Source organism: Streptomyces sp. NPDC041713, assembly GCF_055591085.1.
This window is the reverse complement of sequence record NZ_JBVIZY010000005.1, coordinates 651,436-664,612: the sequence shown is the minus strand read 5'-3', so window position 1 is coordinate 664,612 and position 13,177 is coordinate 651,436. Positions and strand designations below refer to the sequence as shown.

The window sequence follows — 13,177 nt, the reverse complement described above, 5'->3', positions numbered from 1 at the left end:
GGGCGGCCGGGGGTTCCATGCGGCGTTCGGCGACAGTGGGTCGGCCCCTGGGGGGTCTCAGGGGGTTTGCTCGTGGGCGGTCGCGTCGGTACGGGCCTTGCTGCGGGCCCGCCGGGCGGGGCCGCGCCAGCCGCAGCTGCAGTGGGCGGCGACGAACCGGCCCTTCTCGACCGTCGTCGTGCGGTGGGATGCGGGGTCCTGCTGATCGGCCACCCGTCCACCGTACCGAGCCCGGGTGAACGGCCGGCGACGGTTCCGGTACGGGGGCCGGCGGCGTGACGGGTCCATGCACCGGTCGTTATCCGGGAGACGGGGGAACAGCCACGACAGGCGCGGGACGCTTGGGGGTAGGCAGGCGATGGTGCAACGGCACAGGCGCACGGGTGCGGCGGACGCCGTGGTCGTCGCCGCGGTCACGGCGGTGGGCCTGATGGCCGTCGCCACCGGCTGTTCGGGGTCCGGTGCCGCCGCGGACGGCAGCGGTGCCGTCGACCCCGGCGACGTGGTGCGCAGGTCCGCCGACTCGCTGGTGCGGGCGGGCAGTTCGAAGGCCAGCACGTCCATGGAGATGGCCAGCGGCGGTACGCGCGTCACCATCCGCGGCACCGGTGTCTACGACTTCGGGCGGCAGCGCGGCCGGTTCGAGGTGGTGCTGCCGCGGGACCCGGCGGGCAAGGCCGAGCACCGGCCCATCACCGAGCTGATGTCCGACGGCGCGCTCTACATGAAGAACCGCGGGGCCGGGGTGCCGGCCGACAAGTGGGTACGGATCGAGACACGTTCGCTCTCCGACGGCAACCTCGTCACCGGCGGCGCCACGGACCCCCTCGCGGCGGCGGAACTGCTGCGCGGGGCGCGGAAGGTGGGGTTCGTGGGGGAGGAGCGGCTCGGTGGGACGGAGGTACGGCACTACCGCGGCGTCGTCGACCTGCGCACCGCGGCGCGGGCCGCCTCCGCTGGTCAGCGCGGTGCGCTGGGTGCGGCGGCGAGGAAGGGGTTCAGCAAGGGGAGCGTGCCCTTCGACGTCTACCTCGACGACCGGGGCCGGGTGCGGAAGGTGCGCCAGCGGTTCGCGGTGTCGGACGTGAACGTGGCGTCCACGACGCTGCTCTACGACTTCGGGGCGGACGTGAAGGTACGACTTCCGGCCGAGAAGGACATCTTCGCCGGGAAGATTGCCGAGCAGTAGTCGCGTACGGCTGGTGGAAATGGTCCGTCTGTGCCATGCGCGGCACGGAGAGGGCTCTCTACCCTGGTAAGTCGGTCGGTCGGTCGGTGTCGGCCGGCGGTCGGTATCGGCAGGAAGAGGTGATGAACGTGGCTCCGGTGCGTGGTGGCACGGCGGTTCAGGACCACGTCGCCCTCGCCGAGATCGAACTCTGCGGGGAGCTCATCATCGCGGCGAGTGCGGCGGCGGGGCGTCTGAGCTTTGACCGCATCGACGAGGTTCTGAGGGTCACGGACGACCCCGACCCGTCGACGTCACCGCCTACGCCCCCGCCGACGCCCGCGGCTCGGCCCACGTCCCGGTCGACGACGTCGGGGTCCACGCCCCAGGTGGAGTCGCAGGGGTCCGCCTGAGGGGCCCGGGGCGGCGGGGCCGCCGGTGGGGGTGGGCCTGACGCCCATGTCGCGCTGTGGGGGGGGCGGCACTCCTGTTCGCCGCTTCGCGGCGATGTCTCCCACCCACCCACCCGTTCACCCCGCACCGCACGGTCGAGGAACGAACCAAGGAGCCCGTGGGACGGGCTCGGGCTTGGGGTACGCCGGAGGGCGGCGGGCGGGGAGAAGCATGCGCAGCCAGTGGGCACGGGCTGCGGGGTGAGGCGGCACGTGGGGTGCGTCGGTGGAGGGCCGAGATAGCGGCGCGGACGTGGCGACGCCGACGCCGGGGGCCCGTTTATGGAATGGGCGGGCGGGTGGGGAAAAGCCCGCGCAGCGGGCACGCGGTCGGGGGTGGATGCGGGGTGCGGTGGCTCGCGGGGTGCGGTGGTGGAGGGGCCTTGCTCACGGGCCGTACGGGGGCACCCCGTGGAGGGTCGGCCGCACGCTGCAGCCCGGGCCGGGCCGGTGCTCGTACGGGCCGGGTCACCCGCGACCCGTACCCCCGAAGCGGGAGCGGTTACGTGCGGAGCATTCTGGCGATCGCCTTCGTCGCCTCTTCCACCTTCGCGTCGATCTCCGTCCCGCCCTTGACCGCCGCGTCGGCCACGCAGTGCCGCAGGTGCTCCTCCAGGAGCTGCAGCGCGAAGGACTGCAGTGCCTTCGTGCTCGCCGAGACCTGCGTGAGTATGTCGATGCAGTAGACGTCCTCCTCGACCATGCGCTGCAGGCCGCGGATCTGTCCCTCGATGCGCCGCAGCCGCTTGAGGTGCTCGTCCTTCTGCTTGTGGTACCCGTGCACCCCGCGGTCGTGGTCGGTGACGATCTCCCCGGCACCCCCCGCACCGTCACTGGCCGCACCCGCACCCGCACCCGGCACAGCCGCGTCGGCCGCCTCGGTGGTCGTCATCGCGTCCTCCTCCTGGTCCTGCCGCGGGGCTTCCCCTCGGGCGTACCCGCATTTGTGCAGATCCATATACCCCTGGTGGGTATAGGATAGCCGATTTCTCGGGGGGCGTGCTGATCACTGTGCCTGATGGGCGACACTGGGGGGCGGCCGGTTAGCCGTGGCCGGATGATGCGCCTAGCATCAGCCTGACCGCATCCAAAGCACCCCGAGGACCCCACGTGCGCTTTCGTCTGACCCCCAGGGAGACGAGCTTCTACGACATGTTCGCCGCATCCGCGGACAACATCGTCACGGGCTCGAAGCTCCTCATGGAACTGCTCGGAGCGGACTCTTCCGCACGAGCCGAGATCGCAGAGCGGATGCGGGCCGCGGAACACGCGGGAGACGACGCCACGCATGCGATCTTCCACCAGCTGAACTCCTCCTTCATCACGCCGTTCGACCGCGAGGACATCTACAACCTCGCCTCGTCCCTCGACGACATCATGGACTTCATGGAGGAGGCCGTCGACCTGGTCGTCCTGTACCAGGTCGAGGAGCTCCCCAAGGGCGTCGAGCAGCAGATCGAGGTCCTCGCCAGGGCCGCCGAGCTCACCGCCGAGGCCATGCCCAACCTGCGGACGATGTCGAACCTCACCGAGTACTGGATCGAGGTCAACCGTCTGGAGAACCAGGCCGACCAGATCCACCGCAAGCTCCTGGCGCAGCTCTTCAACGGCAAGTACGACGCCATGGAAGTGCTGAAGCTGAAGCAGATCGTGGATGTGCTGGAAGAGGCCGCCGACGCCTTCGAGCACGTGGCGAACACTGTGGAGACCATCGCGGTCAAGGAGTCCTGAGACACCGCCATGGACACCTTTGCCTTGATCGTGACCATCGGCGTCGCGCTCGGATTCACTTATACGAACGGCTTCCACGACTCCGCGAACGCCATCGCCACGTCCGTCTCCACGCGTGCCCTGACGCCCCGCGCGGCGCTCGCCATGGCCGCGGTGATGAACCTGGCGGGCGCCTTCCTCGGCAGCGGCGTCGCCAAGACCGTGAGCGAGGGACTCATCGAGACCCCGCACGGCAACAGGGGCATGTGGGTGCTCTTCGCCGCGCTCGTCGGCGCGATCGTGTGGAACCTCATCACCTGGTACTTCGGCCTGCCCTCGTCCTCCTCGCACGCCCTCTTCGGCGGCATGGTCGGCGCGGCCCTTGCCGGCGGGATCGGGGTCATCTGGTCCGGGGTCGTCGACAAGATCGTCATCCCGATGTTCCTGTCGCCGGTGGTCGGCCTCGTCGTCGGCTATCTGGTGATGTGCGCGATCATGTGGATGTTCCGCAAGTCCAACCCGCACAAGGCCAAGCGCGGCTTCCGCATCGCGCAGACCGTCTCCGCGGCCGGCATGGCGCTCGGGCACGGCCTGCAGGACGCGCAGAAGACCATGGGCATCGTGGTGATGGCCCTGGTCATCTCCGACGTGCAGGACGCCGACGCGCCCATCCCGATCTGGGTCAAGATCGCCTGTGCGCTGATGCTCTCGCTCGGTACGTACGCGGGCGGCTGGCGCATCATGCGTACTCTCGGCCGCAAGATCATCGAGCTGGACCCGCCGCAGGGCTTCGCCGCCGAGACGACCGGCGCGGGCATCATGTTCAGCACGGCCTTCATGTTCCACGCGCCGATCTCCACCACCCACGTCATCACCTCCGCGATCATGGGTGTGGGCGCGACGAAGCGGGTCAACGCGGTGCGGTGGGGTGTCGCCAAGAACATCATCCTGGGCTGGTTCATCACGATGCCGGCGGCCGCGATCGTCGCGGCGCTCAGCTTCTGGGTCGTGGACCTCGCGTTCCTGTAGGAAGCAGCACGACGGAAAGGCCCGCCCCCCGGGAGCCAGGGGGCGGGCCTTCCTTGTTGCCCCTGCGGTGGCACCGCCATGCAGCACCGCAAGGAGTCGGGAGCGGGCTCAGCCGAAGCGGCCCGAGATGTAGTCCTCGGTCGCCTGCACCGACGGGTTGGAGAAGATCCGCTCCGTCTCGTCGATCTCGACGAGCTTGCCGGGCTGGCCGACCGCGGCGAGGTTGAAGAAGGCCGTGCGGTCCGAGACGCGCGCCGCCTGCTGCATGTTGTGCGTCACGATGACGATCGTGAAGCGCTCCTTCAGCTCGCCGATGAGGTCCTCGATGGCGAGTGTCGATATCGGGTCGAGCGCCGAGCAGGGCTCGTCCATGAGGAGCACGTCGGGCTCGACCGCGATGGCCCGCGCGATGCACAGCCGCTGCTGCTGGCCGCCGGAGAGGCCCGAGCCGGGCTTGTTGAGACGGTCCTTGACCTCGTTCCAGAGGTTCGCGCCCTTCAGGGACTTCTCCACGACGTCGTTCAGCTCGCTCTTCTTGTACGAGCCGTTCAGCTTCAGGCCCGCCGCGACGTTGTCGAAGATCGACATCGTGGGGAACGGGTTGGGGCGCTGGAAGACCATGCCGACCGTGCGGCGCACCGCCACCGGGTCCACGCCCGCGCCGTACAGGTCCTCGTCGTCCAGGAGCACCTTGCCCTCGACGCGCCCGCCGGAGGTGACCTCGTGCATGCGGTTCAGGGTGCGCAGGAACGTGGACTTGCCGCAGCCGGACGGGCCGATGAAGGCCGTCACGGAGCGCGGCTCCACGGTCATCGAGATGTCGTCGATCGCCTTGTGGGAGCCGTAGAAGGCGGTCAGGCCCGATACGTCGATTCGCTTGGCCATAAGGATCACTGCTTCTTTCCGAGTGGCCGCTCAGCGGCCCGTCTTGGGGGCCTTCCAGCGGGCTACGCCGCGGGCCGCCAGGTTGAGGATCATGATGAAGGCGATGAGGGTGAGGGCCGCCGCCCAGGCCCGGTCGTACGCCGCGTCGTTGCCCGCCGCGTACTGCTGGTAGATGTACAGCGGCAGCGACGCCTGCGAGCCCTCGAAGGGGTTCGTGTTGATCAGGGGGTTCACCCAGACGAGCAGCAGGACCGGCGCGGTCTCGCCGGCGATGCGGGCCACCGCGAGCATGACGCCCGTGGTGATGCCGCCGACCGCGGTGGGCAGCACGACCTTGAGGATGGTCCGCCACTTCGGCACGCCGAGGGCGAGGGAGGCCTCGCGCAGCTCGTTCGGCACGAGCTTGAGCATCTCCTCGGTGGAGCGCACGACGACCGGCATCATCAGGATGGCGAGCGCCATCGCGCCGGCCCAGCCGGAGAAGTCGAAGCCGAGGATCAGGATCCAGAAGCTGAGCACGAACAGGCCCGCGACGATCGACGGGATGCCGGTCATGACGTCCACGAAGAACGTGACGACCTTGGAGAGCCTCCCGCGCCCGTACTCCACCAGGTAGACCGCGGTGAGCAGGCCGATCGGCACGGCGATCACGGAGGCCAGGAGCACCTGCTCCAGGGTGCCGATGAGCGCGTGGTAGACACCGCCGCCCACCTCGTCGTCGGCGACGACGCCCATCGAGTGGGTGAGGAAGTAGACGTCGAAGACCTTGATGCCGCGCTGCACGGTCTCGTAGATCAGCGAGGCCAGCGGGACGACGGCCAGCAGGAACATGACCCAGACCAGCGAGGTGGCGAGGCGGTCCTTGGCCTGCCGGACGCCTTCGACGGCGACGGCGAGGGCGTACGAGCCGGCGATGAAGAGCAGCGCGGCGATCAGGCCCCACTGGATGCGGCTGTCCAGTCCCGCCCCGGCGCCGACGGCGATCGCGACGGCGGCCGAGCCGGCCGCGACGGCCGCGGGGGACCAGCGCGGGAGGGCGGCCGCCCGGAGCGTCGAAGGGCGCTGGACGAGCGGGTCGGACGGGGTGGATGTCGTGGTGGTCATGCGTTGGCCCCCGAGTACTCCTTGCGGCGCGCGATGATCAGGCGGGCCGCGCCGTTGACCAGCAGCGTGATGAGGAACAGGATCAGGCCGGAGGCGATGAGCGCGTCCTGGCCGTACGAGCTGGCCTCGTTGAACTTGCTGGCGATGTTCTGCGCGAAGGTGCCGCCGCCGTAATCGAGCACGGAGGCCTGGATCACGAAGGTCGGGGAGAGCACGGTGGCGACGGCGATCGTCTCGCCGAGCGCGCGGCCGAGGCCCAGCATCGAGGCGGAGATGATCCCGGAGCGGCCGAAGGGCAGCACCGACATCCGGATGACCTCCCAGCGGGTGGCGCCGAGGGCCAGCGCGGCCTCCTCGTGCGCCTTGGGGACCTGCAGGAAGACCTCGCGGCTCACATTGGTGATGATCGGCAGGATCATGATCGCGAGGAGGATTCCGACGGTCATCAGGGAGCGCGGGGCGCCGCCCTGGTACTCGAAGACGCCGGTCCAGCCGAGGTAGTCGTCGAGCCAGCTGTAGAGGCCGGTGAGGTTCGGGGCGACGACGAGGGCGCCCCACAGGCCGTACACGATCGAGGGCACGGCGGCCAGCAGGTCGATCACGAAGGCGATGGGGCCCGCCAGGCTGCGCGGCGCGTAGTGCGAGATGAACAGCGCGATGCCGATGGCGACGGGGACCGCGATCACGAGGGCGATCAGCGAGCTCACCACGGTGCCGAAGACCAGGACGGCGATGCCGAAGTACGGCTTGCCGCCGGTGGAGGCGCCGGCCGGGTCCCATTCGAAGGTGGTGAGGAAGTTGCCCGTGTTGTCGGCGAGGGCGAGGGCCGTGCGGTACGTGAGGAACGCGGCGATGGCGGCCATGATCACGAGGAGCGTGATGCCGGAACCGCGGGAGAGGCCGAGGAAGATCCGGTCGCCGGGGCGGGTGGCGCCGCGGGCGGCGGCCTTGCTCACCGGGGCCGCCGGCCTGGCGTCGTCGACGGGTGGAGGTGCGGTGGTGTTGCTGGGTATGTCCATGGGGTTCTCCGGTCTGCGGAGGCGCCGTGCGCGGGGGCAGGCGCTCCGTGGCGGCGGTGCACCGGACGGTGCGGCCGGCCCTGGTACCGCGGGGCCGGCCGCACTCGGTTCAGCTAGCTCAGGCCCGCGACGGTGGAGCGGACCTTGGTGATGATCTCGGCCGGGATCGGCGCGTAGTCGTTGTCCTTGAGGACGTTCTGGCCGTCCTCGCTGGCGATGTAGGTCAGGAAGGACTTGGTGGCGGCGAGCGTCTCGGGCTTGTTGCCCTTCTCGCAGACGACCTCGTAGGTGACCAGGGTGATCGGGTAGGCGCCCTCGGCGGTCGGCTTGTAGTTCAGTTCGAGCGCGAGGTCCTTGCCCTTGCCCTTGATCTTCGCCTCGGCGATGGCCTTGGAGGCGTTGTCGACGGTGGCCTTCACCGGCTCCTTGGCGTCCGTCTTCACGTCGACGGTCTTGATGCCCTCACCGGCGTAGGAGAGCTCGAAGTACGAGATGGCGCCCGGGGTCTGCTTGACCTGGCCCGCGACACCCGCGGAACCGTTGGCGGACTGGCCGCCCTTGGGCTCCCACGACTTGCCCGGCTCGTACGGCCAGGCGTCGGGGGCGGCGCCCTTCAGGTACTTGGTGAAGTTGTCCGTGGTGCCGGACTCGTCGGAGCGGTGGAACGCCTGGATCTTGGTGCCGGGGAGCTTGGCGTCGGGGTTGAGCTTCTTGATCGCCTTGTCGTCCCAGGTCTTGATCTTGTTGTTGAAGATGTCGCCGAGGGTCTTGGCGTCCAGGGTCAGGCTGTCGACGCCGGGGACGTTGTAGCCGATGGCGATCGGGCCGCCCACCATGGGCAGGTCGATGGCCTGGCTGCCCTTGCAGACCTTCTTCGACTTCTCGATCTCCTCCGGCTTCAGCGCCGAGTCGGAGCCGGCGAACGCGGTCTGGCCCTGCGTGAACGCGGTGATGCCGGCGCCCGAACCCGTCGGGTTGTAGTTCAGCTGCACGTCCTTGCAGTTGGTCGTGTAGACCTTCCGCCAGGCGTCGACGGCGTTCTTCTGCGCGGACGAACCCGACGCCGCGAGCTGCCCCTTGGCGTCGTCGCACTTGATGTTCGCGTTGGCGTTGGTCTCCTTGCCGCCACCGCCCGAGCTCGTGTCGTCGGAGCCGCACGCCGTGAGGGCCAGGGCGCCGGAGACGGCGAGGGCGCCGAGGGAGAGGGCGCGGAGCCGGTTCTTGCGCTGAAGCTTCACTTCGGGTCTTCCTTCCGGGAGCCGCCGACCCTTGCTGGCGGCGTGCGAGGTGTTGTAAGGCCGAAATTAGGCAGGGCAGGTGAAGCAGCCGATGGGCACGAGTGAACGGCGGGTGAACCTCGGCGGTCGGCCTGGTGAGGCGATCTGCTACGAGAGGTAACGGTACTGCTACGTACGGTTATGGAGGCCGGTGGCCGTCAGCGGCCGTCGGCGCGGTCAGTGGCCGTCGGTGCGGTCAGTGGCCGTCAGTGGTCGTCCGTCGTGGTGCGGCCGAGCGCCGCGAGCAGTTCGCCGACGAGCTCCGCGTCGCGGGACCGGGTCAGGGCGCGGCGGGCCGCCTCCGGCGCCAGCCAACGCAGGTGCGAGACCTCGTCGTTGGGGACGAAGGTGCCGCCGACCGCCTCCGCGGCCCAGTAGCGCACCTCCTTGGGGTTGCCCCGGGCGTCCCGGTAGCGCGCGGTGGACAGCTCCGCGCCGAGCTCGCACCGCATCCCGGTCTCCTCCAGGACCTCCCGCACGGCCGCGTCGGCGGCCGGCTCGGCGTGCTTGAGCTTGCCCTTCGGGTGGGACCAGTCCGCCCACTTGGGGCGGTGCACCAGGGCGAGCTCGATGCCGTCCGCGGTGCCGGGCGCGGGGCGCCACAGGACGCAGCCCGCCGCGAGGACGGTGTGCTCGCCCGCGCCGTGCGTCACCGGGCCCGCACCTCCTCGTGCGGCCACGCCTGTTGGAAGGCGAAACGTGCCGCCTCCACATCGTGGCGCTGATCGGCGTGCAGCACACCCAGGGCGTACGCCGTGGCAGGCGCGATCCGCGGGGTGCGCGCCGCCTGGGCCGCCGCGGCCGCCGCGGCCGCCGCCTCACGGTGGACGTTCAGGGCGTGGCCCGCGTCCAGCACGCGGGGTTGCGGGGGCGCGTGGCCGAGGACGACCTCCTGGGCGTACCGGTGCAGGCGCAGCAGGGAGCGGACCTTCAGCCAGGGCGCGTCCTGCGCGTCGGGGGCCGTGTCCGCGCCGAGGCCGTGGACGAGGGCGCCGGCGTTGTAGGGGTGGCCCGCCTGGCCGAGCGGCAGCGCGCCGACGGCTTCGGCGAGTGCGGACTCGGCGGCGGCGGCCAGGTGCCGCAGGTCGTGGCCTGCGGCGCCGCGCAGGGGGACCTCGCTGGCCAGTACGGCGACGCTGTCCGCCACCGCGTGGAAGCGGGAGGAGCCGAGGGCCTGCAGGGCGGCGGAGTGGGCCCGCGTCCTGGCGAGGGTGAGCTGGCGCTCCAGGAGGGCGGCGGCCTTGGCCGCGCCCACCGCGAGACCGCGGGTCGTGGCGCCGGCGGCGGGTTTCCGGGGGCCGGTGCCGGCGGCGGCGGCGGGTCCGCGGAGGGTGACGCCGCGGTGGCCCGCACCGGCACCCGACTCGGGGCCTCCCGGCCCTCCTGACCCCGTGCCTCCCGGCCCCGGCCCCGGCACCGTGGCCGTGGCCTGCGGCCACCCGTTCCGCCGCGCGGAGACGGCGGACGCGGCGAGGACCCCCGTACCCCCCGTACGCGACACCGCACCCACGCCGGGACCCACACCCGCACCGGGGCCCGCACCGAGGTCCGCGCCCGGCCCCGCACCCACCCCCACCCCCGAGGGCTCCGGCGGGCCCGACAGCCGGTGCAGCGCCCCCGACAGCCGCTCCAGGCGCAGCGCGTACGCGTGCTCCTGCGCCAACGTGCCGGACAGCCACGCCAGTTCGGGCCGGAGCGCGGAGGACCAGTCCGGGTCCAGGAGCGGGGCGAACGTGTGCAGGGTGCCGCTGATGCGGCGGGCCGCGCGGCGCAGCGAGCGGGCCGCCGCCGAGGACTCCTCGGCGCCCTGCGTGTCCGCCGACGACTCGCGGTGCAGCCGCAACGAGCGCAGGAACTCGGTCGCCTGCTCCTGCAGATAGACCGTGAGCACCTCACCCGCGGAAGCGGAATCCGCGGAACCCGCGCCGTCCCCCGTACCCGTACCGACCCCCGTCCCCGTATCCGTCCCCGTACTCGTCATCTCACGGTGTCGCTGTGCCACGCCGGCGCCTCCGGGCGTCTATGAGCATCTCCTGTACGTTCCGCAGGGGCCGGCCCTCCGGATCCACCGAGTGGCGGGTCCAGTTGCCGTCCGCGCCCAGGTGCCAGGAGGCGGTGGTGTCCGACATGCCGGTCTCCAGGAGCCGGCTGAGGGCCGCCCGGTGCGCCGGGTCCTGGACCCTGACCAGCGCCTCGATGCGGCGGTCGAGATTGCGGTGCATCATGTCGGCGCTGCCGATCCACACCTCCGGCTCGCCCCCGTTGCCGAAGGCGAAGATGCGGGAGTGCTCCAGGAAGCGGCCGAGGACGGAGCGCACCCGGATGTTCTCCGAGAGCCCCTCGACGCCGGGGCGCACCGCGCAGATGCCGCGCACCCACACGTCCACCTCGACGCCCGCCTGCGACGCCCGGTACAGCGCGTCGACGACGGCCTCGTCGACCATCGAGTTGACCTTGATGCGGACGTGGGCGGGGCGGCCCGCCCGGTGGTGCTGCGTCTCCTTGTCGATGCGGGAGACGAGCCCGTCGCGCAGCGACTTGGGGGCCACGAGCAGCCGGCGGTAGGTCTCCCTGCGGGAGTACCCGGAGAGCCGGTTGAAGAGGTCGGAGAGGTCCGCGCCGACCTCCGCGTTGGAGGTGAGCAGGCCGAGATCCTCGTACAGGCGGGCGGTCTTGGGGTGGTAGTTGCCGGTGCCCACGTGCGAGTAGCGGACCAGGGTCTCGCCCTCCTGGCGCACGACGAGGGAGAGCTTGCAGTGCGTCTTCAGGCCGACGAGGCCGTAGACGACGTGGCAGCCCGCCTCCTCCAGCTTCCGCGCCCACTTGATGTTGGCCTGCTCGTCGAAGCGGGCCTTGATCTCCACGAGGACGAGGACCTGTTTGCCGGACTCGGCGGCGTCGATCAGCGCGTCCACTATCGGGGAGTCCCCGGAGGTGCGGTACAGCGTCTGCTTGATGGCGAGCACGTCCGGGTCGGACGCGGCCTGCTCCAGGAACGCCTGCACGGACGTGGAGAACGAGTCGTACGGGTGGTGCAGGAGTACGTCGCGTTCGTGAAGGGCCGCGAATATGTCGGGGGCGGACGCCGACTCGACCTCGGCGAGGTCGCGGTGGGTGCCCGCCACGAACTTGGGGTACTTCAGCTCCGGCCGGTCCAGTTTGGCGATGCTGAAGAGGCCGGTGAGGTCCAGCGGTCCGGGCAGCGGATAGACCTCGGCCTCGCTGATCTTCAGCTCGCGCACCAGCAGGCTGAGCACGTTCGGCGCGATGGACTCCTCGACCTCCAGGCGCACGGGCGGCCCGAAACGGCGCCGCATGAGCTCCTTCTCCAGGGCCTGGAGCAGGTTCTCCGCGTCGTCCTCCTCGACCTCCAGGTCCTCGTTCCTGGTGAGCCGGAACATGTGGTGCTCCTGGATCTCCATGCCGGGAAAGAGCTCCTGGAGGTGCGCGGGCGCGGCGATGACGTCCTCGATCGGCACGTACCGCTGCGGGGACGCCTCCAGGAAGCGGGAGAGCAGCGGAGGGACCTTCACCCGTGCGAAGTGCTGATGCCCGGACACCGGGTTGCGGACCACCACGGCGAGGTTGAGCGAGAGCCCCGAGATGTACGGGAAGGGGTGCGCGGGGTCCACGGCGAGCGGGGTCAGGACGGGGAAGATCTGCTGCCGGAAGAGCGTGAAGAGCCGGGACTGCTCCTTCTCGGTCAGCTCGTGCCAGCGCACCAGGTGGATGCCCTCGTCGGCGAGGCCGGGCGCGACGTCGTCCTGGTAGCAGGCGGCGTGCCGGGCCATGAGCTCACGGGAGCGGTTCCAGATGAGTTCGAGCACCTCGCGGGGTTGCAGGCCGGAGGCCGAACGGGTGGCGACGCCGGTGGCGATGCGCCGCTTGAGGCCGGCGACGCGGACCATGAAGAACTCGTCGAGGTTCGAGGCGAAGATCGCCAGGAAGTTCGCCCGTTCCAGGAGCGGGGTCTGCGGGTCCTCGGCGAGTTCGAGCACCCGTTCGTTGAAGGCGAGCCAGCTGCGCTCCCGGTCCAGGAACCGCCCCTGGGGCAGCTCGGCGCCGTCGTGCCCGATCTGGGCGTCCTCGTCGTACGCGTCGAGGTCGGCGTCGATGTCCGGGTCGAGGTCGGAGACGGTGGCGGCGATGGTGGCCGGGCGGTGCGCGGCGATGGAACCCACGGAAGGCTGGACGTGCCGGGCGTCCGGGCGGCCCACGGGGTCGTGCCCGAGGGCCGTGCTCGCAGACGGGTGGGCCGGTCCCTGCGTGTTCTGCTGGCTCATACGACCATTCTTCCGCGCGGACGCGACGACAGGCGCGTCGGAGAGCGCGGGAGCGAGACGGCGCTTCCCGTTCTCCGGGGCGGGGTCGGGCACGGACGGCTGCATTGGGCGAGCGTCGCAAGCCTGTCTGAATCAGTGGTTACGGCGACATGACGTGCGGGACATCGGCCGAAGACCCCCGGGCGTCCTCGGCGCGGGGGCCTGCGGCGGATCGTAGGGTTCCGGCCGGATGAGCGTACGGTTTCGGCCG

The 13,177-nt window shown here is 70.8% G+C and carries 13 protein-coding genes; 4 read left to right on the top strand and 9 right to left on the bottom strand.

Annotation, left to right across the window (positions count from 1 at the left end; all coding sequences use genetic code 11):
- Nucleotides 1–57: 57 nt before the first annotated feature.
- The gene (locus ACZ6CV_RS19475) at nt 58–213 is read right to left on the bottom strand and encodes a hypothetical protein (protein WP_469251983.1); all 156 of its coding nucleotides are present in this window, start codon (nt 211–213) and stop codon (nt 58–60) included.
- 145 nt (nt 214–358) lie between these two features.
- Between ACZ6CV_RS19475 and ACZ6CV_RS19470 the strand changes: the two genes are divergently transcribed.
- Nucleotides 359–1,189 (top strand): SCO4651 family lipoprotein, encoded by an 831-nt coding sequence (locus ACZ6CV_RS19470; RefSeq protein WP_469251982.1) that lies wholly within the window; start codon nt 359–361, stop codon nt 1,187–1,189.
- A 122-nt stretch (nt 1,190–1,311) separates the two neighbouring features.
- Nucleotides 1,312–1,581: a hypothetical protein gene (locus tag ACZ6CV_RS19465; protein WP_469252032.1), complete on the top strand. Its 270-nt coding sequence runs from the start codon at nt 1,312–1,314 to the stop codon at nt 1,579–1,581.
- Nucleotides 1,582–2,122: 541 nt separating this feature from the next.
- On the opposite strand, the gene ACZ6CV_RS19460 is transcribed toward ACZ6CV_RS19465, so the two are convergent.
- Nucleotides 2,123–2,512 carry a metal-sensitive transcriptional regulator gene (locus tag ACZ6CV_RS19460; protein WP_469251981.1) on the bottom strand — a complete coding sequence of 130 codons (390 nt, stop codon included), beginning with the start codon at nt 2,510–2,512 and terminating at the stop codon, nt 2,123–2,125.
- 218 nt (nt 2,513–2,730) lie between these two features.
- Here ACZ6CV_RS19460 and ACZ6CV_RS19455 point away from each other — a divergent pair, with 218 nt between their 5' ends.
- Nucleotides 2,731–3,351, top strand: a complete 621-nt coding sequence (locus ACZ6CV_RS19455) for a DUF47 domain-containing protein (RefSeq protein ID WP_324767024.1) — start codon at nt 2,731–2,733, stop codon at nt 3,349–3,351.
- Between the two features lie 9 nt (nt 3,352–3,360).
- Nucleotides 3,361–4,359, top strand: coding sequence for an inorganic phosphate transporter (locus tag ACZ6CV_RS19450; protein ID WP_469251980.1), 999 nt, complete (start codon nt 3,361–3,363; stop codon nt 4,357–4,359).
- Nucleotides 4,360–4,467: 108 nt separating this feature from the next.
- Here the strand turns inward: ACZ6CV_RS19450 and pstB are convergent, their stop codons facing one another.
- The 7 genes from pstB to ACZ6CV_RS19415 form a co-directional block, all read right to left on the bottom strand.
- The gene (gene pstB / locus ACZ6CV_RS19445; RefSeq protein ID WP_355820283.1) at nt 4,468–5,244 is read right to left on the bottom strand and encodes a phosphate ABC transporter ATP-binding protein PstB; all 777 of its coding nucleotides are present in this window, start codon (nt 5,242–5,244) and stop codon (nt 4,468–4,470) included.
- 30 nt (nt 5,245–5,274) lie between these two features.
- A complete protein-coding gene (gene pstA, locus ACZ6CV_RS19440; RefSeq protein WP_469251979.1) occupies nt 5,275–6,348 on the bottom strand; it encodes a phosphate ABC transporter permease PstA in 1,074 nt (357 codons plus the stop codon).
- Entirely contained in the window at nt 6,345–7,367 is a 1,023-nt protein-coding gene (gene pstC / locus ACZ6CV_RS19435) for a phosphate ABC transporter permease subunit PstC (RefSeq protein WP_469251978.1), read from the bottom strand. The genes pstA and pstC overlap by 4 nt, the downstream gene beginning before the upstream one ends.
- A 113-nt stretch (nt 7,368–7,480) precedes the next feature.
- Nucleotides 7,481–8,605 (bottom strand): phosphate ABC transporter substrate-binding protein PstS, encoded by a 1,125-nt coding sequence (gene pstS, locus ACZ6CV_RS19430; protein ID WP_469251977.1) that lies wholly within the window; start codon nt 8,603–8,605, stop codon nt 7,481–7,483.
- 245 nt (nt 8,606–8,850) lie between these two features.
- Entirely contained in the window at nt 8,851–9,297 is a 447-nt protein-coding gene (locus ACZ6CV_RS19425; RefSeq protein ID WP_469251976.1) for an NUDIX hydrolase, read from the bottom strand.
- Complete coding sequence (locus ACZ6CV_RS19420; protein ID WP_469252028.1) at nt 9,294–10,625, bottom strand: CHAD domain-containing protein; 1,332 nt, start codon at nt 10,623–10,625, stop codon at nt 9,294–9,296. Before ACZ6CV_RS19420 ends, ACZ6CV_RS19425 begins: the two co-directional genes overlap by 4 nt.
- 1 nt (nt 10,626) lies before the next feature.
- Complete coding sequence (locus tag ACZ6CV_RS19415) at nt 10,627–12,927, bottom strand: RNA degradosome polyphosphate kinase (RefSeq protein WP_469251975.1); 2,301 nt, start codon at nt 12,925–12,927, stop codon at nt 10,627–10,629.
- Nucleotides 12,928–13,177: the final 250 nt, after the last annotated feature.

Bases quoted from the DNA above. Each gene is read 5' to 3' on its own strand.
- ACZ6CV_RS19450 (WP_469251980.1), top strand. From the start codon at position 3,361: ATGGACACCTTTGCCTTGATCGTGACCATCGGCGTCGCGCTCGGATTC.
- pstB (WP_355820283.1), bottom strand. From the start codon at position 5,244: ATGGCCAAGCGAATCGACGTATCGGGCCTGACCGCCTTCTACGGCTCC.
- ACZ6CV_RS19465 (WP_469252032.1), top strand. From the start codon at position 1,312: ATGAACGTGGCTCCGGTGCGTGGTGGCACGGCGGTTCAGGACCACGTC.
- pstC (WP_469251978.1), bottom strand. From the start codon at position 7,367: ATGGACATACCCAGCAACACCACCGCACCTCCACCCGTCGACGACGCC.
- ACZ6CV_RS19470 (WP_469251982.1), top strand. From the start codon at position 359: ATGGTGCAACGGCACAGGCGCACGGGTGCGGCGGACGCCGTGGTCGTC.
- ACZ6CV_RS19460 (WP_469251981.1), bottom strand. From the start codon at position 2,512: ATGACGACCACCGAGGCGGCCGACGCGGCTGTGCCGGGTGCGGGTGCG.
- pstA (WP_469251979.1), bottom strand. From the start codon at position 6,348: ATGACCACCACGACATCCACCCCGTCCGACCCGCTCGTCCAGCGCCCT.
- ACZ6CV_RS19415 (WP_469251975.1), bottom strand. From the start codon at position 12,927: ATGAGCCAGCAGAACACGCAGGGACCGGCCCACCCGTCTGCGAGCACG.
- ACZ6CV_RS19420 (WP_469252028.1), bottom strand. From the start codon at position 10,625: ATGACGAGTACGGGGACGGATACGGGGACGGGGGTCGGTACGGGTACG.